Source organism: Bacteroides parvus (assembly GCF_017309675.2).
GTDB lineage: Bacteria > Bacteroidota > Bacteroidia > Bacteroidales > Bacteroidaceae > Bacteroides > Bacteroides uniformis.
On the sequence record NZ_CP084680.1, the window covers coordinates 1,185,843 to 1,208,973 of the forward strand.

At 47.7% G+C, this 23,131-nt stretch carries 19 protein-coding genes and 1 pseudogene; 16 read left to right on the plus strand and 4 right to left on the minus strand.

What is annotated here, in order from left to right; translation table 11 throughout:
* Nucleotides 1-13: 13 nt before the first annotated feature.
* Entirely contained in the window at nucleotides 14-1,018 is a 1,005-nt protein-coding gene (locus JXR92_RS04650) for a M28 family metallopeptidase (protein WP_138345223.1), read from the minus strand.
* Nucleotides 1,019-1,149: 131 nt separating this feature from the next.
* Between JXR92_RS04650 and JXR92_RS04655 the strand changes: the two genes are divergently transcribed.
* The 5 genes from JXR92_RS04655 (at nucleotide 1,150) to JXR92_RS04675 (ending at nucleotide 8,172) form a co-directional block, all read left to right on the plus strand.
* Nucleotides 1,150-1,917 carry a DNA alkylation repair protein gene (locus JXR92_RS04655; RefSeq protein WP_138345221.1) on the plus strand — a complete coding sequence of 256 codons (768 nt, stop codon included), beginning with the start codon at nucleotides 1,150-1,152 and terminating at the stop codon, nucleotides 1,915-1,917.
* Between the two features lie 85 nt (nucleotides 1,918-2,002).
* The gene (gene ruvB / locus JXR92_RS04660) at nucleotides 2,003-3,040 is read left to right on the plus strand and encodes a Holliday junction branch migration DNA helicase RuvB (RefSeq protein ID WP_034525480.1); all 1,038 of its coding nucleotides are present in this window, start codon (nucleotides 2,003-2,005) and stop codon (nucleotides 3,038-3,040) included.
* Between the two features lie 112 nt (nucleotides 3,041-3,152).
* Nucleotides 3,153-4,601 carry a lipopolysaccharide biosynthesis protein gene (locus JXR92_RS04665; RefSeq protein ID WP_117599878.1) on the plus strand — a complete coding sequence of 483 codons (1,449 nt, stop codon included), beginning with the start codon at nucleotides 3,153-3,155 and terminating at the stop codon, nucleotides 4,599-4,601.
* A gap of 32 nt (nucleotides 4,602-4,633) precedes the next feature.
* Nucleotides 4,634-5,995, plus strand: coding sequence for a TIGR00341 family protein (locus tag JXR92_RS04670; protein ID WP_117599877.1), 1,362 nt, complete (start codon nucleotides 4,634-4,636; stop codon nucleotides 5,993-5,995).
* A gap of 38 nt (nucleotides 5,996-6,033) precedes the next feature.
* Nucleotides 6,034-8,172 (plus strand): S46 family peptidase, encoded by a 2,139-nt coding sequence (locus JXR92_RS04675; RefSeq protein WP_138345209.1) that lies wholly within the window; start codon nucleotides 6,034-6,036, stop codon nucleotides 8,170-8,172.
* Between the two features lie 41 nt (nucleotides 8,173-8,213).
* Here the strand turns inward: JXR92_RS04675 and ahpF are convergent, their stop codons facing one another.
* The 3 genes from ahpF to JXR92_RS04690 all read right to left on the minus strand — a co-directional run bounded on the left by ahpF (nucleotide 8,214) and on the right by JXR92_RS04690 (nucleotide 11,486).
* Nucleotides 8,214-9,773 carry an alkyl hydroperoxide reductase subunit F gene (gene ahpF, locus JXR92_RS04680; RefSeq protein ID WP_117599876.1) on the minus strand — a complete coding sequence of 520 codons (1,560 nt, stop codon included), beginning with the start codon at nucleotides 9,771-9,773 and terminating at the stop codon, nucleotides 8,214-8,216.
* Nucleotides 9,774-9,875: 102 nt separating this feature from the next.
* Entirely contained in the window at nucleotides 9,876-10,442 is a 567-nt protein-coding gene (gene ahpC, locus JXR92_RS04685; protein ID WP_117599875.1) for an alkyl hydroperoxide reductase subunit C, read from the minus strand.
* Between the two features lie 117 nt (nucleotides 10,443-10,559).
* Nucleotides 10,560-11,486 carry a hydrogen peroxide-inducible genes activator gene (locus tag JXR92_RS04690; protein WP_131225677.1) on the minus strand — a complete coding sequence of 309 codons (927 nt, stop codon included), beginning with the start codon at nucleotides 11,484-11,486 and terminating at the stop codon, nucleotides 10,560-10,562.
* Nucleotides 11,487-11,626: 140 nt separating this feature from the next.
* Here JXR92_RS04690 and JXR92_RS04695 point away from each other — a divergent pair, with 140 nt between their 5' ends.
* The 11 genes and pseudogenes from JXR92_RS04695 to JXR92_RS04750 all read left to right on the plus strand — a co-directional run bounded on the left by JXR92_RS04695 (nucleotide 11,627) and on the right by JXR92_RS04750 (nucleotide 23,092).
* Nucleotides 11,627-12,115 (plus strand): Dps family protein, encoded by a 489-nt coding sequence (locus JXR92_RS04695; protein WP_117599874.1) that lies wholly within the window; start codon nucleotides 11,627-11,629, stop codon nucleotides 12,113-12,115.
* A gap of 307 nt (nucleotides 12,116-12,422) precedes the next feature.
* Nucleotides 12,423-12,569: a zinc ribbon domain-containing protein gene (locus JXR92_RS17610; protein WP_419867046.1), complete on the plus strand. Its 147-nt coding sequence runs from the start codon at nucleotides 12,423-12,425 to the stop codon at nucleotides 12,567-12,569.
* A gap of 156 nt (nucleotides 12,570-12,725) precedes the next feature.
* Nucleotides 12,726-13,713: pseudogene (locus JXR92_RS17545) on the plus strand (hypothetical protein).
* A gap of 6 nt (nucleotides 13,714-13,719) precedes the next feature.
* The gene (locus JXR92_RS04715; protein WP_138345207.1) at nucleotides 13,720-14,952 is read left to right on the plus strand and encodes a quaternary amine ABC transporter ATP-binding protein; all 1,233 of its coding nucleotides are present in this window, start codon (nucleotides 13,720-13,722) and stop codon (nucleotides 14,950-14,952) included.
* Nucleotides 14,949-15,764: an ABC transporter permease gene (locus JXR92_RS04720; protein WP_117599872.1), complete on the plus strand. Its 816-nt coding sequence runs from the start codon at nucleotides 14,949-14,951 to the stop codon at nucleotides 15,762-15,764. The genes JXR92_RS04715 and JXR92_RS04720 overlap by 4 nt, the downstream gene beginning before the upstream one ends.
* Nucleotides 15,765-15,799: 35 nt before the next feature.
* The gene (locus JXR92_RS04725; protein ID WP_138345205.1) at nucleotides 15,800-16,663 is read left to right on the plus strand and encodes a glycine betaine ABC transporter substrate-binding protein; all 864 of its coding nucleotides are present in this window, start codon (nucleotides 15,800-15,802) and stop codon (nucleotides 16,661-16,663) included.
* A gap of 270 nt (nucleotides 16,664-16,933) precedes the next feature.
* Nucleotides 16,934-17,530 (plus strand): DUF3575 domain-containing protein, encoded by a 597-nt coding sequence (locus JXR92_RS04730; protein WP_131225679.1) that lies wholly within the window; start codon nucleotides 16,934-16,936, stop codon nucleotides 17,528-17,530.
* A gap of 38 nt (nucleotides 17,531-17,568) precedes the next feature.
* Nucleotides 17,569-19,017: a hypothetical protein gene (locus JXR92_RS04735; RefSeq protein ID WP_138345203.1), complete on the plus strand. Its 1,449-nt coding sequence runs from the start codon at nucleotides 17,569-17,571 to the stop codon at nucleotides 19,015-19,017.
* A gap of 91 nt (nucleotides 19,018-19,108) precedes the next feature.
* The gene (locus JXR92_RS04740) at nucleotides 19,109-20,644 is read left to right on the plus strand and encodes an Mfa1 family fimbria major subunit (protein WP_138345201.1); all 1,536 of its coding nucleotides are present in this window, start codon (nucleotides 19,109-19,111) and stop codon (nucleotides 20,642-20,644) included.
* A 143-nt stretch (nucleotides 20,645-20,787) separates the two neighbouring features.
* The gene (locus JXR92_RS04745; RefSeq protein WP_117599868.1) at nucleotides 20,788-21,756 is read left to right on the plus strand and encodes a FimB/Mfa2 family fimbrial subunit; all 969 of its coding nucleotides are present in this window, start codon (nucleotides 20,788-20,790) and stop codon (nucleotides 21,754-21,756) included.
* Nucleotides 21,757-21,838: 82 nt separating this feature from the next.
* Nucleotides 21,839-23,092, plus strand: a complete 1,254-nt coding sequence (locus JXR92_RS04750; protein ID WP_117964311.1) for a hypothetical protein — start codon at nucleotides 21,839-21,841, stop codon at nucleotides 23,090-23,092.
* The last annotated feature ends 39 nt before the right edge of the window (nucleotides 23,093-23,131 follow it).

The window sequence follows — 23,131 nt, forward strand, 5'->3', positions numbered from 1 at the left end:
TGTTTCTAGTGGATTAATATTTGTTTTCGTTAGCAAGATTCCAGGCGTTGAGGAAAGCTGCTTTGGTTATTTCTATCATTTTTTCCCAGTTCAGCCAGTCGGTGTGGTCCGAAGGCTGGTGATAATCGGGATGTCCGTCTGTGTGGTACCAGATGATGGGGATGTTGCACAGGGCAAAAGAAGCATTGTCACTTCCTCCCGTGGGGCGGTCCCAGGCGCGGTAGTCCGGTTGCAGGCGCAAGCTGTAGCGTGCAATGTCCTGCTTCAGCCAGTCGCCGAATACGGGGTGGGCGGCGGTGTAGAAGTAGACAACGTGTTGAGGCTGCTCGGGCTTATTGTTACGGCCTATCATGTCGAAATTAAGATAACCTTTCACCTGGCTGATGAAAGGACAGCTTTGTACAAAGTATTTGGAGCCGAGCAATCCCTTTTCTTCTCCGTCCCAAAAGGCAAAGATGACCGTGCGCAGAGGCTTCTGCCCGGTGGCAAGAAATGCACGGGCTATCTGCAGGACGGCAGAGACACCGGAGGCATTGTCGTCCGCACCGTTGTATATCCGGTCGTTTGCCAGCGTCTCGTCCGTACCCAGGTGGTCGAAGTGGGCACCTACGATGACATATTCATCCGGTCGTTCTCCCGGGATGGTTCCCAATACATTGCTCATCTGCAGGATGCGGTGGGTGCCTTGTTCGAGGATGGTGATGGAGTCGGGATGCACTTGCCACCGTCCCCGTTGCTGGCGTTCCTTGTTGTATGCCTCGAAGGGTTGATAATAATTGTCCTTTTCCAGCGGGGCAATGCCGGCTTCTTTCAGGCAGGATGCCAGATAGCGGGCAGCCAGTCGTGAACCGTGCATGCCTGCTTCGCGTCCTTGCAGCTCATCGTCGGCCAGAAAACCGACAATAGCCTCGGCCGAAGTGCGGCTGATGCTTTGCAATCCCTTTTCTTGTGGAGATTGTGCATGTAAGGATAGTGCGAAAGAAAGGCAGCAGATTGCTCCCAAAACAGCTTTATACATGTCGTACGGTTTTAAGGATTGGACATACCGGTGGCAAAATTAAAGATAACTTTCCATAGTTCCGATATAAATGTCGTATTTTTGTCCGTTGGCGGATGAATTCAAATCCGTGTAAATCAAATGAGAGAAGGATGAAAAAGAAGAATGAAGCAGTGGAAACCGTTTTGTGCGAACGTGTGCTTTCGGCAGAAGAAGTGGCGTGCATCTCGGCACAGATTCAGCAGGAATTGGAGGCGTATATCGACCCGGTGAAAAGGGAGTATCTTCCCCGTTTCTTCAAGACCGGAAAGGGGCAGTATGGCGAGGGGGATAAGTTTCTGGGAGTAGTTGTGCCGAACACTCGGCAGGTGGCAAAACAGCACAAGCACGAACCTTTCGGGGTGATGGCAGCCTTGCTTCAGAGTGAATGGCACGAGTGTCGCCTTTGTGCCTTGCTGATGTTGGTGGAGCGGTTCAAAAAGAGCGATGAAAAGGGGAAAAAGGAGATTTATGACTTTTACCTTTCGCAAACGGGCCGTATCAATAATTGGGATTTGGTCGATTTGTCTGCCCCCGGCATTGTGGGCGAATATCTGAAAGACAAACCTCGCAAGGACCTCTACCGGCTGGCGGATAGTCCGCTGCTTTGGGACCAGCGCATTGCCGTGGTATCTACCTATACTCTTATCAAAAATGGTGATTTCATCGATATATTAGCCCTTTCGGAACGGCTGCTCCATCATAAGCATGACTTGATGCAAAAGGCGGTAGGATGGATGCTCCGGGAGATGGGTAAGCGGGACAAGGACTTGCTGGTGCAATTCTTGGAGAAGCATTGCAGGACGATGCCCCGTACCATGTTGCGCTATGCGATAGAGAAGTTTTCGGACGAGGAGCGGAAGGAGTTCATGAAGCGTTGATGGACGAGAGGCAGTGTTTTATCATTCCTTCTATCGCTTATCTCAAAATAAATTAGTTATTTTGCAGAAAACAAAGGAATCTGGAATGGAACAAGAAGATTTTGATATACGCAACCAGCAGCCCGTCACCAGCCGAGAACGTGATTTCGAGAACGCTCTCCGTCCGTTGAATTTTGAGGATTTCAGCGGGCAGGACAAGGTGGTGGACAATCTGCGCATATTTGTGAAAGCTGCCCGCCTGCGTGGCGAGGCGCTGGACCATGTGTTGCTTCACGGCCCTCCCGGATTGGGAAAAACGACACTTAGCAATATCATAGCCAACGAACTGGGCGTAGGTTTCAAGATAACTTCCGGTCCGGTACTCGACAAGCCGGGAGATTTGGCGGGAGTGCTTACCAGCCTGGAGCCGAACGATGTACTTTTCATCGACGAAATACACCGGTTGAGCCCCGTAGTGGAGGAGTATCTGTACTCGGCCATGGAGGACTACCGCATTGATATCATGATAGACAAAGGTCCTTCTGCCCGAAGCATACAGATTGACTTGAATCCTTTCACGCTGGTGGGAGCCACCACTCGCAGCGGTCTGCTGACAGCTCCGTTGCGTGCCCGTTTCGGCATCAACCTGCATCTGGAATATTACGATGATGATGTGTTGAGCGGCATTATACGTCGTTCGTCCGGCATTCTCGATGTGCCTTGCTCCGTAAGGGCTGCCGCCGAGATTGCGAGCCGCAGCCGTGGCACACCGCGTATTGCCAATGCATTGCTGCGGCGTGTACGCGATTTTGCCCAGGTGAAAGGTTCGGGGAGCATTGACACGGAAATCGCACAGTTTGCCCTTGAGGCTCTGAATATCGACAAGTATGGTCTGGACGAGATAGACAATAAGATACTCTGTACCATCATCGACAAGTTCAAAGGCGGTCCGGTGGGATTGACTACCATCGCCACTGCTTTGGGCGAAGATGCAGGTACGATAGAGGAAGTCTATGAACCGTTCCTGATAAAAGAAGGTTTCCTGAAACGCACTCCCCGTGGGCGTGAAGTGACGGAGCTTGCCTACAAGCATCTGGGGCGAAGCCTCTATAGTAGCCAGCGTACCTTGTTTGGCGACGAGTGATTCATTTTAAGAAAACGAATACAGAGATGCGGAGACATAAAGTCTCTCTTTCCTCTTATCCTAAAAAACTCTGTGCCTCCGTGCCTTTGTGTTCATAACAACCATTAAAGAAGTGGCCGGATTAAAATCATTGGCAAAAGAAACTGCCATTTATGGGTTGAGCAGCATTGTGGGGCGTTTCCTCAATTACCTGCTGGTGCCCGTATATACCATGGCGATGTCCGCACAGAGCGGAGGCTATGGCGTAGTGACGAATGTATATGCGTGGGTGGCGCTCATGCTGGTGTTGTTGACGTGCGGCATGGAGACCGGTTTCTTCCGCTTTGCCAATAAAGGAGAGGATGACCCGATGCGGGTGTACTCCACGACATTGCTCAGTGTGAGTGTGGGGGCGCTTACCTTTCTTGCATTGGGATTGCTGTTCCTCAACCCCATTGCCGGATGGCTGGAGTATGGTGACCATCCCTGGTACGTGGGCATGATGATGATTGTGGTGGCGATGGATGCTATTCAAAGCATTCCTTTCGCTTATTTGCGCTACAAGAAGCGTCCCATTAAGTTTGCGGCACTCAAACTGCTGTTCATCTTCCTGAACATTGCACTGAATCTGCTCTATTATGTAGGGATGAAAGGGGATGACGTGGGCTATGCCTTCCTTTTCAATCTGATATGTACCTCTACCATCATGCTTTGCATGATTCCGGAGTTGCGTGGGTTTTCCTACGTGCTGGACAGAAAACTGCTGAAGCGGATGCTTGCTTATTGTCTGCCGTTGCTGGTACTCGGCTTGGCAGGTATCCTGAATCAGGTGGCGGATAAGATTATTTTTCCTTTTGTCTATCCGGATGAGGCGGAAGCTTCCGTACAGTTGGGCATTTATGGGGCTGCCAGCAAGATTGCCATGGTGATGGCGATGCTTACACAAGCCTTCCGCTATGCATACGAGCCTTTTGTCTTCGGGAAGAGCCGGGACAAGGACAACAAGCAGATGTATGCGCAAGCCATGAAGTTCTTCATCATCTTCACACTGCTGGCATTCCTCGCTGTCATGTTCTATCTGGACATCCTGCGCCATATTATAGGTCGCGACTACTGGCCGGGGTTGCGGGTAGTGCCCATCGTGATGGCTGCCGAAATCTTTATGGGTATCTACTTCAATCTTTCTTTCTGGTACAAGCTGATTGACGAGACGCGTTGGGGCGCTTATTTCTCCCTGATAGGTTGCACGGTACTGGTAGTGATGAACATACTTCTGATTCCCCGATACAGCTATATGGCTTGTGCCTGGGCAGGCTTCTGCGGTTACGGCATCGCCATGCTGCTGTCTTACTTCGTGGGGCAGAAGAAGTATCCCATTCAGTATGACCTGAAAGCCATTGGCGGCTATGTATTACTTGCGGCAGTTCTCTACCTGGCAGCAGAGTATGTCCCGATAGATAATATCTACCTGCGTATGGCATACCGAACTATATTGTTGCTGGTCTTTGTGGTCTACATCGTGTGGCGTGATATGCCTCTCGGCAGTATCCCCGTCATCAACAAACTGATAAGGAAACAGTAAATTCAATCGTAAATCGTCAAATCGTAAATATTATGGATTCTGATAAAAGAAACTCCTTTGCCGTCAAGACCTTTCTGAAAGAGTATCTTGATTTGCGTAAAGACAAGGACAATGAACTGGAAACTGTAGACTCCATCCGTAAGGGAGTGGAATTCAAGGGAGCCAATCTTTGGATTCTGATATTCGCCATATTCATGGCTTCGTTGGGGCTGAATGTGAACTCCACCGCTGTGATTATCGGTGCCATGCTCATCTCACCGCTGATGGGACCTATTATGGGTGTGGGGCTTTCCGTGGGACTGAATGACTTTGAACTGATGAAACGTTCATTGAAGAGCTTCCTGATAACCACTTTGTTCAGTGTGACTACGGCTACCATATTTTTTCTGGTCAGCCCCGTTGCCGAAGGGCAGTCGGAATTGCTGGCACGTACATCGCCCACTATTTATGATGTATTCATCGCCTTGATGGGCGGCTTGGCAGGTGTGACTGCGCTTTCTACCAAAGAGAAAGGAAATGTGATTCCCGGCGTTGCCATTGCCACGGCGCTGATGCCACCTCTCTGTACGGCAGGTTACGGGCTGGCAACGGGCAATCTGATTTACTTCCTCGGCGCATTCTACCTTTATTTTATCAATTCCGTGTTTATCAGTCTCGCCACTTTTGTAGGGGTGCGTGTGATGCACTTCCAGCGTAAGGAGTTTGTAGACAAGAATAGGGAGAAGAAAGTGCGCAAATACATCATCCTGATTGCAGTGCTGACCATGTGCCCTGCTGTGTATCTGACGGTAGGAATCATTCAGGATACCTTCTTTGAAAGTGCCGCCAACCGCTTTGTCAACGAGCAACTCTCCTTTGAGAATACGCAGGTATTGGACAAGAAGATTCACCATGACGGCAAGGGTCATGAAATACGTGTAGTGTTGATAGGGCAGGAGGTGCCCGAAGCTTCCATTGCCATTGCCCGCAGTAAGATGAAGGACTATAAGCTCGATAACACCAAGCTGATTGTGCTTCAGGGCATGAACAACGAAGCGGTGGATATTTCTTCCATCCGTGCCATGGTGATGGAAGATTTCTACAAGAACAGCGAGCAGCGCTTGGTGGAGCAGAAACAGCAGATTGAAACTCTTGAACAGAATCTGGAAAGATATAAAACCTTCGATGAATTGGGCAAAAAGATTATTCCCGAGTTGAAGGTGCTCTATCCATCGGTGAAGACAGTCTCAATATCTCATGCGATTGAACTGACGGTAGATTCGGTACGGGTGGATACAGTGACCCTTGCCGTATTGAAGTTCGGCAAACACCCGGCTGCTCACGAGAAGGAAAAGATTGCCGAATGGCTCAAGGCACGTACGGGAGCCAAGCAATTGAGGCTGATTACGGAATGACAACATCCCCCGAGGGGGTAGAAATATACTTATTTGGCATGAAATTAAGATTTATACTGATAGCCGTCTGCTTCCTCCTCTCTCTGCCGGGACAAGCGGATGAAGGGATGTGGATGCTGGGAAACCTGAACAAGCAGACACGCCGGACCATGAAAGAGCTGGGTTTGCAGATGCCTGTTAATAAGCTATACAATACGAAACGCCCGTCGCTGAAGGATGCGGTAGTCAGCTTCGGAGGCTTTTGTTCCGGGGTGGTGGTGTCCGGGGACGGGCTGGTGTTTACCAATCATCATTGCGGTTTCAGCAGCATACAGCAGCATTCGTCTGTGGAGCACGACTATCTGAAGGATGGTTTTGTGGCACATAATCTTAGTGAGGAGCTTCCTAATCCGGAACTTTATGTACGTTTCCTTTTACGTCAGGAAGACGTGACCCGCCGCGTGCTTGGGGCGGTAAAGCCGGATATGGATGAGGCGGGGCGTACGAGTGCGGTCGATTCGGTGATGCTGGTTATCGGCGAAGAAGTTTCCCGCAAGGACTCCACGTTGGTAGGCATTGTGGATGCTTACTATGGAGGCAACGAGTTCTGGCTTTCCGTTTATCGCGATTACAATGACGTGCGTCTGGTGTTTGCACCGCCTTCCTCGGTAGGCAAGTTCGGCTGGGACACTGACAACTGGGAATGGCCGCGCCATACCGGTGATTTCTCCGTATTCCGTATCTATGCCGATAAGCATAACCGCCCTGCCGATTATTCTCCCGACAATGTTCCCTACCGTCCCGAATATGTAGCCCCGATTTCCCTTGACGGCTACCGTGAAGGTTCCTTCTGTATGACGCTGGGCTATCCGGGCAGCACGGAACGCTACCTCTCCTCTTTCGGCATCGAAGAGATGATGACTACCACCAACCAGGCGCAGATAGATGTCCGTGGTGTGAAGCAGGCCATCTGGAAGCGTGAAATGGATAGCCGCGACAGCATCCGTATCAAGTATGCTTCCAAATATGACGAAAGCTCCAATTACTGGAAGAACAGCATAGGGGTGAACCGTACCATTAAAAAGTTGCATGTGCTGGATAAAAAGCGTGCCTTGGAAACCGAACTCCGCCGATGGATACAGCAGACCCCAAAGGAACGGGAACACTTGCTGCACCTTTTCACTGATTTGGAGTTGAACTACAAGAGCCGCCGCGAAGCTTATCGCGCCAGGGCTTACTTTGCCGAGTCTTTCCTGAACGGCCCGGAGCTGATACAGCTTGCTTTGTCCATCCTTAATTTCGACTTTGAGGGCGAAGAGAAAACGGTGGTTGCCAATCTGAAAGCCATCGTTGAGAAGTATGCCAATCTGGACTTGGGCATTGACAAGGAAGTGTTCGCGGCACTGCTGAAAGAATACCGTTCCCAAGTGGATTCGACCTACCTTCCCGAGCTCTACCAGACAATTGCAACAGAATACGGAGGCAACGAGCGTACCTACGTAGACAGCCTTTATGCCCGTTCGGAGCTGACCACGCCCCGTGGATTGAAGCGCTTCTTGGAGCAGGACACCACCTATCAGATATATAACGACCCTGCCATCAGTCTGGGTATTGATCTGATTACAAAACTATTCGAGATGAACATGGAGGTCCAGCAGGCCTCCGGTGAAATCGAGCGGAATGAGCGCTTGTTCAATGCTGCCGTGCGGCGGATGTACGCATCCCGTAACTTCTATCCCGATGCCAACTCCACCATGCGCTTGAGTTTTGGCACTGTGTGCGGCTATGCTCCGTCCGACGGAGTGAAATATGATTATTATACCACCACGATGGGCATTCTGGAGAAAGTCAGAGCCCATGCAGGCGATGTGGATTTTGAAGTACAGCCCGAATTGGTATCCCTCCTTTCCTCCGGTGACTTTGGCAGATATGCCGATGAAAAGGGTGAAATGAGCGTTTGCTTCATTTCCAACAACGACATTACGGGAGGCAATTCCGGCAGTGCCATGTTCAATGCCAGAGGAGAGCTTCTGGGACTTGCCTTCGATGGTAACTGGGAAGCTATGAGCAGCGACATCCTTTATGAACCGAAGATGCAGCGCACCATCGGGGTGGATGTGCGTTACATGTTGTTCATGATTGAGAAATATGGAAAGGCAGGTAATCTGATTCAAGAGCTGAAGATTGCCAATCCTTAACGTGTGCTTCCCTGCCTATGCTTCTTTATGGGTGATATTTCCTAAATAACTCCGCGGATACGGTCATCGAATGCTGAAAGCGCCGCTTTAGCCCCTTCGCCCATAGCGATGACTATCTGCTTATAAGGAACATTTGACACATCTCCTGCGGCATATACTCCCCGAAGTGTCGTACGGCAGAAAGTATCGATTTTGATTTCCCCTGCCGGAGTCGTTTCCAAGCTGTCGCGGAATGGGGCACTGTTGGCTGCCAGACCGATTTGCACGAAGATACCATCCAAGGGATAGTCGCGTTCCTCGCCGGTAAGACGGTCTTTGATGCGGATGGAAGTTACATTTTCCCCGTTTCCATCGACTTTTGTGGTCTGCGACGAGGTGAAGATTTCCACATTTGGCAGATTTCGGGCTTTCTCCTGCAACACTTGGTCGGCTTTCAGCGTATCGGCAAACTCGAATATGGTTACTTTCTTGCAGATGCCTGCCAAGTCGATGGCAGCCTCGATACCTGAGTTGCCTCCACCGATGACGGCTACGTGCTTGCCTTGATAGAATGGTCCGTCGCAATGCGGACAGAAAGCTACGCCGCGTCCGATGTACTCTGCTTCGCCTTCCACATTCAGTTTGCGCCAGCTGGCACCCGTTGAAATGATCACTGCCGGTGCGGTGAACACTTCGCCGCCTATAACGGAGATACTCTTCTCCCGGCCTTGCAATTCCACCTTCTCTATCTTCCGCTCCTCGAAAATCTCTATCGGGTAGTGCTCTATATGGGTACGGAGTGCATTGGCAAGCTCTGTTCCGGTAGTTTGTGGAACAGAAATAAGGTTTTCGATGTCCACAGTCTCTTTCACCTGCCCACCGATACGCTCGGCAACGATGGCAACCCGCAGTCCTTTACGGGCTGAGTAGATGGCAGCGGAAGCTCCGGCAGGACCGCCTCCGAGCACCAATACGTCGAATTCTCTTTGTATGGGTGTTTCGTCCGTTTGCGGAGCGCTACCGAAGGTCTGTTCCAGCTTTTGCAGCAATTCGCCGAGCGAACCCCGACCCACGTGCAACAGTTTGCCGTTGGCGTAGACAGACGGCACGCCTTGAATCTTCAGTGCATCCACTTCCTCCTGATAGAGGGCGCCGTCCACCATCTCATGAGTGATTTGCGGATTCAGGAGTGTGATGATGTTCAGGGCTTGTACCACGTCCGGGCAGTTGGTGCAGGTCAGTGATACATACGTTTGCAGGCGGACGGGGCCTTGCAGGGCCTTGATGCGGCGGCTGATGGCTTCGTCCGGTAGATTTTTCCCCTTTCCATCGGCATTCAGTACGGCAAGCAGGAGAGAGGTGAACTCGTGTCCACTGGGTATGCCCCGAAACTTTATGCCGGTCTCCACACCTTCTTTCAGTAACGTGAATTCCAGTCCTGGGTTGTCGGTCTCGGTCAATAGGCAGGACAGCTTCTCGGAACAACTTGCCACATTATTCAAGAACCCGATGAACTCTTGGGCTTGCTCGTGTTCCGGATTATAGGTGATATGGAAGATATAGCGGGCTTCCAAATGCTGGAATACGCTCCGCACTTGATCTAAAATACTTGTTTCTAACATGATTAATATGGGCTGTTAAGGTTGGACGAGAGGGTACCGTCGGTTTCTCGTATTGGAACTAACGGTGCCAAAGTGGGAAACACATTTGGCACCGTTTAGGAATTAAATCTTTCCTACGAGGTCAATGCTCGGTTTCAAGGTTGCGGCTCCCTTTTTCCACTTGGCCGGGCAGACTTCACCGTCATGTGTGGCTACGAACTGCGCAGCTTCCACCTTGCGCAGCAACTCGTCTGCATTGCGTCCGATGTTGTTGTCTTGTATTTCGGCAATCTTGATTTTACCTTCGGGATTCACGAGGAATGTACCGCGATAGGCCATACCTTCTTCTTCAATCATCACACCGAACGCGCGGCTCAGTACGCCGGTCGGGTCGGCCAGCATCGGATACTTGATTTTGCGGATGCTTTCGGAAGCATCGTGCCATGCTTTGTGCACGAAGTGCGAGTCTGTACTTACAGAATATACTTCTACGCCCATTGCCTGGAATTGGTCATATTTCTCGGCGATGTCCACCAGTTCGGTAGGGCATACGAAGGTAAAGTCTGCCGGATAGAAGAAGAAAATGGCCCATTTGCCTTTTACGTCTTCGTGGGATACTGTTTTGAAATTTCCGTTTTGGAAAGCCTGAACTTTGAATTCAGGAAGTTGGGAATTGATAATCGGTTCCATAATTTTTCTTTTTTTTATAGGTTTAGTTCTTTGTTTTTCTCGTTGCAAAAATATAGCATTTTTTCCCGATAGAACAAGAAATCTGATTGAAAGGTTTTATGGACCGATAGATAAAATCTATACAATGGCTTGGGTTGCCTTCAGAGAGAGCATTTCCTTAGGTATAGAGGACTTAATCTCTTTAGTCAGTGCTTCCAGCAGAGTATGGCGGATAAAGTTCTTGTTAGTGAGCATCACGATTTGCCGGGTAGGGCAGGGAATGGCGAAGGGGCGTACCAGTTCTTTCTGGATATCCCCCAGTTGCAGAACGGCCAGTTCGGGGATGAAAGTCACACCTTTACCGCTTTCTACCATGCGCATGAAAGTCTCCATGCTGCCCAAGTGATAGGCAAGCTGGCTGGCGCGTGCCGACTTCATCTGGCAGAAACGCACCAGCTGATCGCGGAAGCAATGACCCTCGTCGAGCAACCAAAGCTGTTCGCCGTTCAGGTCCGAAGTACGGATTACCTCGCTGTTGAAGAGGATGTCTTTGCGCGACACGTAGACAAAGAATTGTTCATAGAACAGCGGTGTCTGCTGCAGCTCTTCCATACCTGCCAGACTCGCTACGATACCTGCGTCTATTTCTCCCGTCTGCAGGGCTTTCTTGATGTCGTTTGTTTTCATTTCGATTACCCGGATGTCGAGGTCGGGGTATTTCTTCATCAGTTGAGGAAAGAAGCGAGGCAGGAGGTAAGGAGCCACGGTAGGAAGTATGCCCAACTTGAAGGTACCGGTCAGTGAATGTTTTTCTTCTTCTATAATATTCTTTATACGGTTGGCTTGAACCAATATCTTCTGTGCTTGTTCTATGATGAGGATACCGACGGGAGTGGGGCATACCGGTTGCTGGCTGCGGTCAAAAATCCGGGTATCCAGTTCCTCTTCCAGTTTCTGAATCATGGCACTGAGGGTGGGCTGTGTTACGCGGCAATATTCGGCTGCTTTGGCAAAGTGGCGGAACTGGTTGACGGCAAGGATGTATTCCAATTGTTGTAAAGTCATGATGAACAAGGCATTTGAAGGTTATGTATAGAATTCGTCTATGCAAAGATAGAAATTATCTGTTTGACAAGTTTTGATTTACCCCTTATCTTTGTAATACCCCAAAGAAAAATAGTATAAATATTTAAAACAATAGAATTATGAAAACTTTAGATTACTTGTATTTGAATGAAAAGAAAGTGGCTGGTGTAGCATCAGCATTGCACCAATTGTTGGCCGATTTCCAGGTACATTACACCAATCTGCGCGGTATGCACTGGAACATCAAGGGACACAGTTTCTTTGTGCTGCACGAGAAGTTCGAGAGTATGTATGACGATACCGCCGAGAAGATTGACGAAATTGCAGAGCGCATCCTGATGCTGGGTGGCGTGCCCGAAAATAAGTTCAGTGAATACCTGAAGGTTGCCAACGTGAAGGAAGTGTCAGACATCTCTTGTGGCAGTGAAGCTGTAGATCATATCCTCGGGACATATGGCTACCTGATTGGCGAAGAAAGAAAAGTGATTGAATTGGCAAATGAAGCTGGCGATGACGTGACAGCAGATTTGATGACTAGCTACTTGAAAGAGCAGGAGAAGATGGTCTGGATGCTTGTTGCATTCAGCACGAAAAGTTGCACGAAATAAAAAGTCGTAAAAAGATAATAGAGTGATAAAACCGGTAGTGGATGCTGCCGGTTTTATTTGTAGAGTATAATTAATTTCTATCGTTCTGTACCTTAGATTCAAAGATTCTGCGAACCATAATAAGACCCTTATCAGAGTGGCACGTTTGCAGGAGCATATCGTCAACTGCCGCAAAGATAACCTTCGCAAGATCATCCATGCACTCACGTACGATAGCCAAGTGCGCACTGTCTGCATGGAGGACGTGAATGTGAAAGCAACGTAGCCATGGCCTTGCACAAGCGGTCGGGGGGGGACATCTTTCGGGATGTTCCTCGTGATGCTTGAATATAGATGCAAGTGGTATGGTGCAAACCTTGTCAGGATAGACCGTTTTGCCCTAAGTTCGAGAACTTACAGTAATTTGAATGAAATTTGGTATATCCGTTTGTTTTTCGTATATTTGCAAAAATAGCAGGCTCCAATCTACTGTTTTTTAGCACATAAATTCTTTTTTGCGCATCGGATAAATTTCATCCCTTCTTAAAAATCACACAGGTCCTGCTTATAGAAATCATTTTATAAACCATTGTGGGGTATCGGACAAATATCCCTGTCAAAACGTAACTTTATGCGATATAAAGAAAGTTTGCTATTGCCATTCTTTGGGGCAATAATAGCCGTTTCACCTTTGGCGGCACAGGAAAAAACGATATTAAAGATAGGAGGCACACTCCGTTTCAACTGCAATTACTCGGATTGGAAATCCGAAAACCGGAAACATGGTGAAGAGTTCGATTTCGACGTGTTCCTCTTGAATGTGAACGCTTCTTACAAGAAATTCGATTTAGCCGTAGATTACCGCTTCTATCCCGCCTCTTTGGGAGACGGGATGCTCAGGGAGGGCTGGATAGGTTATAGCTTCAACAAATCACACTAGCTACAGATGGGGTTGACAACAGTACCTTTCGGCATCCTGCCTTATACAGGCAACAATTACTTTTTTAATCTGAGCTATTATGCCGGTCTCGAGAACGATGCGGACATGGGGGATAAAATACTTTTTCCGCAAGAATCGGTGGGAGTTGTCTCTCGCCTATTTCCAGAATGCTGACTTTTCCGGAACTGGTGGAGACACAGAACTGTCCGCTAGCCGTTATGCCTATGACATCGCTGGACGTGATAAGGAGGTGCATCAGGGCAATGTCCGGGTGGTATATCATTTCGGAAACTTGTGAAGACAGCAACTCGGAGGTTCGGTACTGGTGGGTGGGCTATATAATATGGACACACGGAAGACGGGGTTCCGTTCCGATTTCGCCCTACACTACGTCGTCGACTATCAATGGTGGAACCTTAAAATACACAAGTTGTTTTTGGACAGTATCTGCTTGTACAATGATTTTAGCTTGCTGAACAAACGCATTGCTGGGTTCAATGACAGCTTGGAGAACGTGACGGGATGTTCGCTGACGATGGGAAAGGTGTTCTCCTACATTGACTATGCTGTGGGAAGGAATCACGCATGGCTGGGGGATGTATAGGATGAAGCTTTTGTCCGGGGGACGGAAGACAATTGGAGTGTCAAATTCAATATAAATATAGGATATTATTTTTAAAGAATTATGGATAAGAACAAAGTTGAGATCAGGAATTTGTATTTGATTTTCGGTTCTGAAAAAAACAAGGCTTTCAGAATGCTGAAAAAAGGAAAGAGTAAAAATGAGATATTGAAGGAGACTGGATGTACGATTGCCGTGAACAATGCCAGCCTCTCTGTCCGGGAGGGTGAGATATTTGTAATCATGGGACTTTCGGGAAGCGGAAAGTCAAGTCTGCTCAGATGTATCAACCGGTTGAATAGGCCTACCTCCGGCGAGATTCTGATCAACGGTGAGGACATCGCTGGAATACCGATGGAGCGGTTGCGTTCCCTGCGCCGGAAGGAATTGGCGATGGTATTCCAGCATTTCGGACTGCTGCCCCATTATACTGTATTGCAAAATATCGCTTTCGGACTTGAGTTGCAAGGGGTGGAGAAGAGGGAATGTGAATTAAAGGCAGCAGAAAGCATGCGTTTGGTCGGGCTAGACGGATATGCCGACCTGATGGTCAGTGAGCTGTCTGGAGGCATGCAGCAACGAGTGGGACTGGCACGTGCTCTGGCCAACGATCCGGAAGTCCTGCTGATGGACGAGGCCTTCTCAGCGCTGGACCCGCTGATACGGGTACAGATGCAGGACGAGCTGCTGGCCTTGCAGTCAAAGATGAAAAAGACCATCGTATTTATCACACACGACTTGGAGGAGGCTGTCAAGTTGGGTGACCGTATCGCCATCATGCGTGATGGGGAGATACAGCAAACCGGCACTTCCGAGGAGATTCTGACCACCCCCGCCAATGAGTATGTGAGGTGTTTTGTAGAGAATGTGGACCGCAGTAGGATTGTCACTGCCGCCTCCATTATGGTGGACAAGCCTATGGTGGCAAGGTTGGGAAAAGAAGGGCCAGAGGTTCTGACTCGAAAGATGAGAGAACGGAAGACAACCGTGTTGCCTGTAGTGGACCCGGATGGTATACTGGTAGGTGAGGTTCGCCTGGAAGATCTTCTCTGGTTGCGTAAGGAGCATATCCTGAATATAGACTCTGTGATAAAGAAAGAGGTACATTCCGTATTAAGTGACACTGTGGTGGAGGATATACTTCCCTTGATGACGAAGACCAACTCGCCCATCTGGGTAGTTAATGAGCGACGTGAGTTTGAAGGGATGGTACCGCTCTCGTCACTCATTATTGAGGTGACGGGAAAAGACAAGAAAGAAATCAATGAAATCATTCAAAACGCAATAAAATTATGATAAAGATAGGAGAATATATAGAAATGGCCGTGGAATGGTTGACCGAGCACGGCGCATCATTTTTTGACCTGCTGAGTCTGGGAGTGGAAGGCGTTATTGACGGGATACTGTGCATCCTGCTCGAGATACCTTTTTACATAACCATCGTAACACTCACTTTCCTGGCGTTATACAAGAGTGGCAGGGAGACGGGGGGCTTCACCCTCCTAGGGCTGTCGCTCGTCTACGGGATGGGACTCTGGGAGGAGACCATGCAGACCCTGGCTCTGGTACTTTCCTCCACCGGTATGGCATTGCTGCTGGGAATCCCTCTGGGGATCTGGATGGCGAGCAGCGGACGCTGCAACAAAGTCCTGCAGCCGGTACTTGATTGTATGCAGACTATGCCGGCCTTTGTCTATCTGATACCGGCAGTGCTCTTTTTCGGGCTGGGAACGGTGCCGGGAGCCTTTGCCACGATCATTTTCGCCATGCCTCCGGTAGCAAGGCTCACCGCATTGGGTATCTGCCAGGTGCCGAAAAATGTGGTGGAGGCCGCCCGGTCTTTTGGAGCCACTTCTTGGCAGCTGCTCTACAAGGTACAATTACCGCTGGCGTTGCCGACTATTCTTGCCGGTGTCAACCAGACCATCATGATGTCTCTCTCTATGGTAGTGGTAGCTGCTATGATATCAGCTGGAGGTTTGGGGGAAATAGTATTGAAAGGTATCACGCAGATGAAGATTGGCATGGGATTCGAAGGAGGGATTGCCGTTGTAATACTGGCTATCGTGCTTGATCGGATCACACAGGGAATAGCACGAAAAAAATAGAAGGAGTAGAACATATAATGAAAGACAGAATGATTATGAGAAACAAAACGAAATTTTTCACAGTCTTGTTGGCTGTTACGATATTCTTCTCATGCGGTAACATTTCTGACAAGAAAATCCGTATAGCCTATGCGAACTGGGCCGAAGGGATAGCGGTCACCTATCTGGCCAAGGAGATTCTCTCGGAGCAAGGATACAGAATAGAACTTTTGAATGCGGACATAGCTCCCATATTCACTTCGTTGGCAAGAGGTAAGACAGACGTGTTCATGGACAGCTGGCTGCCGGTGACCCATGCCGATTATTTCCGGAAATACAATGGTAAACTGGAAATCCTCGGGCAGATATACGACAGTGCCCGTATCGGTCTTGTGGTGCCCGAATATGTCCCAGTCCATATGATAGAGGAGCTGGGCGGTCATACCGGACGGTTTTCCGGAGAGATCGTGGGAATTGATGTGGGTACCGGTATCATGAAATGCACGGAGAAAGCCATCCCTGAATACGGTCTGGACTACAAGCTCATGATCTCCAGCGGTCCCGCCATGACGGCCTTGCTGAAGAAGGCTATCGACAAGAAGGAATGGATCGTTGTGACCGGATGGACCCCGCACTGGATGTTTGATCTCTTCTGTCTGAGAGTGCTGGAAGATTCGAAAAACGTTTATGGGGAGGCCGAGCAAATCCATTCCATTGCCAGGAAAGGATTCAGTAAGGAGCATCCGTTCGTTGCCGCCCTTTTGGGAAACATCCATCTGTCCGATACCGAGATCAGCTCTTTGATGCGGACCATAGAGGAAACCCGTGAGACCGAGACAAGAGCTGTACGCCAGTGGATGGATAAGCATAGGGATTTGATAGACAGCTGGATTCCGGACAAGGAGAAATACAACCGATGAACATTACGCTGGAATGGATGACTTTCAATCCTTTTTTCCTCGTAAGGTGGGTGCTAACTGTCCCGCCATATTTCTGGTAATATTTTGAAAAAGAGTATATACCCTATTATTGTCTTAATGGCATACATTGTATGGATTAAAAGACTGTTTTGCGTAATTCTATGTCTAATATTCATAACAAAAACATGGTTGTATATTCATAATTTTGCATTATCAAAGTTAACATCATAAAACAAGTATGTTTTTCCTAGTAAAACTATCAGTGACAATATGAAACAAGTATGTTTTTTTTTCTTCCTGCTGTCCAGCCTGCAGACCTTCTCACAAAAGGTTGCGTTGAAAAACAACCTTGCCTATGACGCCTTGCTAACACCCAATCTTTCAGTAGAGTTCTCCCTAGGAAAGAAATGGACTCTGGACGCTCAGGTAGGTATGAATTTTTTCTTTTATGAGAATGATGCCACGGCAAATCGTTATAAGACAAGGAAATGGAGTCATTGGCTTGTACAACCGGAGGTAAGATATTGGACTTGTGAAACATTTAACGGCTTATTTTGGGGCATTCATATCCACGGAGGCCAAATGAATGTGGCGGGTATAAATATTCCTTTTATCATTCAGAACCATTCCAGAGAAATGAAAGGGCACCGTTACGAGGGATATTTTTACGGTGGTGGTGTCAGTGCAGGCTATCATTGGATACTGTCCAGCAGATTCAGTGTGGAGGCATCTTTGGGAGTGGGCTATGCACGTGTTAAATATGACAAATTCAGATGTACTTCTTGCGGGAAAAAGATAGGCAAGGGGAAAGCCGATTATCTGGGACCTACAAAGCTTGCAGTTTCGATAGTCTATATGATCAAATGAATGACGAGTCGCGTATATAAACATAAAAAACGTAATTAATGAGACCGATAGATTATTATATAGGAATACTCTCTGTTATGGGATATGTATACTGCTTGCCACTGGCAGGACAAGCAGGGAATAAAGTTGTCAGGGGAGGGAATCCCCGTCTGGAATATACAGATCTGAAAGTCGGACGTAGTACGGACGGGAAAGTGTTTACTGCCTCTTTCAATATAGCAGGATCTGTCAAGCGGTTGGGTGCCCAGGAGATTGTCTATATCTATCCTTCCTTGGTCTCCTCTGACGGCAAAATCAAGACTGATTTCCTTCCCTTGTGTATATCTGGAAGGAAAAGATATAAGGCCGTTATCCGTAGAGAGACTCTGGGCGGTAATCCGGATACATCAGTTCCAGTGAAGGATATCCGCAAGGCCGGAGATTTGAAGGGGACTGGAATTTCTGTTCGGGAAGCATTGCCTTTTGAGCGCTGGATGGCATCCGGATATCTCTCTCTCCGTGAGGAGATGTACGGATGCGCTGAGTGCGGCAGAGGCGTGAGTCAAACGAACATGTCGGTGACCGGGATAGATCTTTTCGAACCGGAAGACTACGAATATAATTTTTATATTCCTGAAAAGGTGGAGACAAAATGTTACGAGGAAGAGTTTGACTGTAAGGTCACTTTTAAATCTGCACGGCACGAACTTCTTCTAGGCTTCGGTAAAAACCGGGAAGAACTGGCCCGTCTGGACAGCTTTGTGTCCAGGGAACTCCGGATAAAAGGGGCTCGCCTCCGTGAGGTGCACATCACCGGGTACGCCTCTCCCGAAGGCGAATCCAGCTATAATAGACATTTGTCGGAATGCCGTACTCATGCACTTTCCTCTCATGTGTTGAGCAAGTATCCGCAGCTCAAGAGTGCTTCCATATATAGAATAGAAGGAGCTGGCGAAGACTGGGAAGGTTTGAGAAATATCATAAAAGCATCTACTTTGGACTATAAGAATGAGGTTTTGTCTGCCATCGGGAGACATGATACGGATGTGGCCCGTGAAACGGCTATCCGTTCTCTGAATGGGGGAAAAGTCTATACTGATTTGCTATCCACGGTTTATCCTGTCCTGCGCCGCACTGTCTTCCGCATGAGCTTCGATGTACGTCCCTATATGGATGACGAACTGGAGGAAATGTTTATTACCGTTCCCGGGTGCCTGAGCTTGTACGAGATGTGTAGACTGGCACAACTGTATACTGAACAAGGAAAAAATCCGGTAAATATATATAGGAAGGCTTATGAGCAGTTTGCACCTGATCCGTTGGCGACACTTAACTATGCCAATGCGCTTTTAAAGTATGAAAAGGATGCGGACAAGGCTCTGATGATATTGGACACAATAAAGAGTGACAGCCGTTCTGTTTATCCTATGGCAATTGCCCACAATATGAAAGGTGACTGGCGGAAGGCGGAGGAATTGCTGAAAAAAGATATGGAACCTTTGGAATGAAAATTCCTTACTTGTATGATGGGGTTAACGAATGAAAAAAGCATTTAATGTATTAATAATTAAATTATTTATTTACTAAACAGTTTAAGTTATGAAAGTAAACAATTTATTTTTAGCAGGGGTTGTAGCCCTAAGTCTGGGCATGACAGCTTGTAATAATGAGGATGTCCCTCCGGTAAACAATCTGGGTGAGGGAACAACATTTGTGGGAATGTACATTTCCACCATGAAGGATGTCTCAACCAGAGCAGTGAATGACAATCAGGAAGATTACGGAGGAAGAACGGAAGAGAGTAAGCTTACAGATTTACAGCTTCTCTCAAATGTCAGCCCACAAGCATGGACGTTAGGAGAGACAGCTGATGAGACTGGCAAGTTTTGGGAAACGCAAACAGCCGGTACATTTAAGGTCGCTCCATGGAAAACGAATTCCGGCCCTCAAGCCATGGCGTTGTTGTTTAACAAGGGTGCCCTTTCCGCTGATATTGCAACAGCCGCGGATCAGACATATGGTAGTACAGCTGCCGCAGTAGACAATATTGCCGCTCTCGCCACAGACAACAAGTTTGTCATGACTTCGAGAGCTGAGCAGAAAACTATTGTTCCCGGCATTACCGAGGATGCTGCCAAAACGGGTACAAGTGAGGCTCAAAATGTATTCTCCTTTGATGTGGAGCGTATCGTGGCACAAGGATTGGTCGCGAAGGATGCTGCTTTGGAAGAAGCAACCGCAGATAAAAAAGGAACGGTTGATCTTGCCGACATCAAGTATACTGCCATCAACGGTGCCGCAAAGACATACCTTTTCCGTAACCATGCGGGAAAGCGTACAATTGGAGATGCCGATGGCCTTTACGATGGCTTTGCATCAGCCATTGATGGATATACCGATTTTAAGGCGGCCAAAGAACCGGAAGGTTCAGCTAAAGAAAATTTGATCCGTTTGGGGAATCTTCTGTCGAAGGACAATCCACAGCGGAATGATCTTGGTATGTATGCAGCTAAAGGCGTTGCAGAAAATGTTAATACTGCTAAAAATGTAGCAGGTATTTATTTTTTGGAAAATTCTGTAAAAAAGGAAGCGCTTACAGCTGAAAATAAAAATTACGGTTACTATCGTCTACCTTATGCCAAGGTTTATGTAACTTATATCCCTAATGAAGTATGGAAGCTTGATGATGATGGAAAAACATTGGTTAAAATGGATAATTATGCAAAAGGAACAACGTTCTATCGGGGAGAAGATGACGGTCTTATCTATGCCAGCAAAGAAGCCGCAAAGAAAAGTAAGTGGAGCCCGGACCAAAAAGCTTATACCTATACAAGTGGAAAATGTGCATATCGTGCGTTATGGAACCGTCAGACTATTACCGCTGATGGAAAGTCGATTGTGAACGCTGACACACGCCGTAATAATACCTATCTGTTGACAATCAAGTCTTTCCAGGGATTGGGTATGCCATGGGATCCTTCTGATCCTAAAGATCCGTATTTGCCAAAACCTGATGATAAGGATGAACCGACAAATCCGGAAAATCCGGATATCGAGAAAGAAGAGACCTACATGCGTGTCGAGGCTAAAGTGCTCCAGTGGAACCTTGTCTCACGTGATGTTATTCTTGAGTAATATTACTATTAAACAGTTGATAAATTCAGCAAACAATTTCTTACACAATTTTAGAGAGGGATGTGGATTTTTTCCCTTCCCTCTCCAATAACCTAAAAGTTTGACTTCAAACTATTAAATAATCCCAACATAAACTATATCAAATGAGATTTAGAAGCGTACATGCTGTCGCATTTATCTTGTTATCGGCTTACTGTCTTATAGGATGTGATTTTGCCGTATTTGATGACTTGGTCAGTTGTCCGCAAGGTGTCAGTTTTCATTTTTATAGGCAAACCCCTTGCGAACAATTTCCCAATTATCCGTCAGATATCAGGCAGGTCCGGGTATTTGCCTTTGATGCCAATGGCGTGCTGGTAGGCGAATTTTCCGACAAGAAAGTACTCCTTTCAGCGGATTATTCCTTGTCTGCCACATTACAGCATACTGGAAAACTTACATTTGTCGCATGGGGTGGCAGTGACCTAGAGTCTTATGATTTTTCAGATTTTCAAGAAGGCGTTACTACCAAGGGGGAAATGCGGGTCGCACTGCGGCTGAAAGACAGACGGACTACTTCAGTCCCCGGATCGCTGTATGTCGGTCTCGCCTCTGTATCGCTGGAGAACCGAGAGGATATGGGGAGTGTGTACGAGCGGGTGACTTTCAATATGCGGGAATTGACATACCGGATACACTTCACAATCAGCTTTATAGGTTCTTCTTTCCTCATGGACGAGGAATTTGTTATCAGGATAGAAGATGACAACGGTGTGTATGATTTCAACGGTCAGATCGCTCTTTGCGAACGCTTTGAGTATGTAACCCAAGCCGTACGTGACACTGGAGGGGCATTGAAAGCGGATTTCACGCTGATGAAACTGGAAGAGGGCAGGAACGCACTCGTATCCCTGATTGATAAGACAACCGGGGAGATTCTTTATACAGCAAATCTGGTGGATGACATCATTATGTTCCAGGGAGATGCGGGTGAGCCGCCGTATAGTCTAGAATGTGACCATGATTTTCCCATAACCCTGAAACTCAAATATGAGAAGGATACATGGATGCTGGTACAAGCTACTGTTCTGGATTGGAATGTCATTTCCCGTCCTATAGAATTGGAAAACTGATATCATGTCAGGATAGGTTTAAGACAAATGCTCCGTGTGATATCAGAAAGGATTTGAGATTATTAACAAAAAACGATAGATAATGAAATACGGAATTGTGATGAGGCTGTTGACGGTGGTCTGCGTAGCGATTGTACAATTGACCGGATGTTCGTCTGATGCGGAAGAGATGGAAAAAGCCATTCCAGATGTTCCCATCCGGATTGTAGCGGAAATGAATAGGGGGGCCGTTACTTCCCGGGCGGCAGAAGCTTCTGCACATTTATTTGGAGAATGGAAGGAGGACTATATTGGTGCAGAAGAATACGAGAAAACTGTCAAGCATATCCTCCTTTTTGCTTACAAGAACATCGGGAACTCCTTGGAAAAAGTCCTTTTCTATTATCCCCAAGGAACGGCCAATCCGCTGGCAGATGTAACTGGAATTGACCGTTTTGAGATGAGAGAGATGGGTGGGGTGAATGCAGGGGATTTCGATATTGTCCTGGATCTGGAGCTGACTGGTGGTAATTATACTTTTGTTTTACTGGTCAATTGCGAGTCTGGATTGAAAAAGATCCGGGAGGAACATACAATTCCTGATCCTAAACGGCTGACAGAGAAAACCGAAATTTTCACATCTGACGATCTAAAAGGAGAAAACCGGAAGTACCTTCCCATGGTAGGCCAATGCAACTTCCGCGTTCCGTACAATACGAGCGGTAATAATAGAGTAACCCTTTCACCCTGCATACTTCTGGAACGTATGCATGCCCGTGTCGAGTTTATTCTTACTACGGTTGATAACGGGGGAAACTACTTGTCTCCTTTATTGCCGTTTTCCAGAGTGACGAAACTCTCTCTGAACAATGAGACCAGCGGTTATTCCGTCCTTCCTTCCGTCGGGGAATACACCGCCACTGGGAATGGTGACCCAGATATCAGAGGAGTCAACTATATGGAAGATCCCCTATTGCTACCGGAAAGGCCCAGTTTCCATGAAGGCGCCAACGAGGGCCCCGGAGAATCCGCTTTTGTGGCCAAATGTAAAGAGAGACTGCTTCCATATACGGGAGAGGCACCTAATTATATTTATGTGGCTCCGGGGGTCTATGGTAAAGGAAAAGAGGGGGCGCTGGCCTTGGTCTTATCTATCGATTATCTGATGGAAAACCTCGATAAGCAGTATAGGATCGAGCTCTATAATCCGGATCTTTCCGAGAATGACAAGGGTTATTACAATATCCGGCGTAATACGATTTACCGTGTCTTCGCCACACTGAAAGGACCCGGAAACATGGAATATGACATAGTTGTGGACGAATGGAAGGATACGGAGGTGGCTATTCCTTGGTAACAAGGTATGACCAGTCATGCCATCACGAAGAAAAACAGT

Bases quoted from the DNA above. Each gene is read 5' to 3' on its own strand.
- JXR92_RS04650 (WP_138345223.1), bottom strand. From the start codon at position 1,018: ATGTATAAAGCTGTTTTGGGAGCAATCTGCTGCCTTTCTTTCGCACTA.
- JXR92_RS04655 (WP_138345221.1), top strand. From the start codon at position 1,150: ATGAAAAAGAAGAATGAAGCAGTGGAAACCGTTTTGTGCGAACGTGTG.
- ruvB (WP_034525480.1), top strand. From the start codon at position 2,003: ATGGAACAAGAAGATTTTGATATACGCAACCAGCAGCCCGTCACCAGC.
- JXR92_RS04670 (WP_117599877.1), top strand. From the start codon at position 4,634: ATGGATTCTGATAAAAGAAACTCCTTTGCCGTCAAGACCTTTCTGAAA.
- JXR92_RS04675 (WP_138345209.1), top strand. From the start codon at position 6,034: ATGAAATTAAGATTTATACTGATAGCCGTCTGCTTCCTCCTCTCTCTG.
- ahpF (WP_117599876.1), bottom strand. From the start codon at position 9,773: ATGTTAGAAACAAGTATTTTAGATCAAGTGCGGAGCGTATTCCAGCAT.
- ahpC (WP_117599875.1), bottom strand. From the start codon at position 10,442: ATGGAACCGATTATCAATTCCCAACTTCCTGAATTCAAAGTTCAGGCT.
- JXR92_RS04690 (WP_131225677.1), bottom strand. From the start codon at position 11,486: ATGACTTTACAACAATTGGAATACATCCTTGCCGTCAACCAGTTCCGC.
- JXR92_RS04695 (WP_117599874.1), top strand. From the start codon at position 11,627: ATGAAAACTTTAGATTACTTGTATTTGAATGAAAAGAAAGTGGCTGGT.
- JXR92_RS17610 (WP_419867046.1), top strand. From the start codon at position 12,423: ATGTTCCTCGTGATGCTTGAATATAGATGCAAGTGGTATGGTGCAAAC.
- JXR92_RS04715 (WP_138345207.1), top strand. From the start codon at position 13,720: ATGGATAAGAACAAAGTTGAGATCAGGAATTTGTATTTGATTTTCGGT.
- JXR92_RS04720 (WP_117599872.1), top strand. From the start codon at position 14,949: ATGATAAAGATAGGAGAATATATAGAAATGGCCGTGGAATGGTTGACC.
- JXR92_RS04725 (WP_138345205.1), top strand. From the start codon at position 15,800: ATGAGAAACAAAACGAAATTTTTCACAGTCTTGTTGGCTGTTACGATA.
- JXR92_RS04730 (WP_131225679.1), top strand. From the start codon at position 16,934: ATGAAACAAGTATGTTTTTTTTTCTTCCTGCTGTCCAGCCTGCAGACC.
- JXR92_RS04735 (WP_138345203.1), top strand. From the start codon at position 17,569: ATGAGACCGATAGATTATTATATAGGAATACTCTCTGTTATGGGATAT.
- JXR92_RS04740 (WP_138345201.1), top strand. From the start codon at position 19,109: ATGAAAGTAAACAATTTATTTTTAGCAGGGGTTGTAGCCCTAAGTCTG.
- JXR92_RS04745 (WP_117599868.1), top strand. From the start codon at position 20,788: ATGAGATTTAGAAGCGTACATGCTGTCGCATTTATCTTGTTATCGGCT.
- JXR92_RS04750 (WP_117964311.1), top strand. From the start codon at position 21,839: ATGAAATACGGAATTGTGATGAGGCTGTTGACGGTGGTCTGCGTAGCG.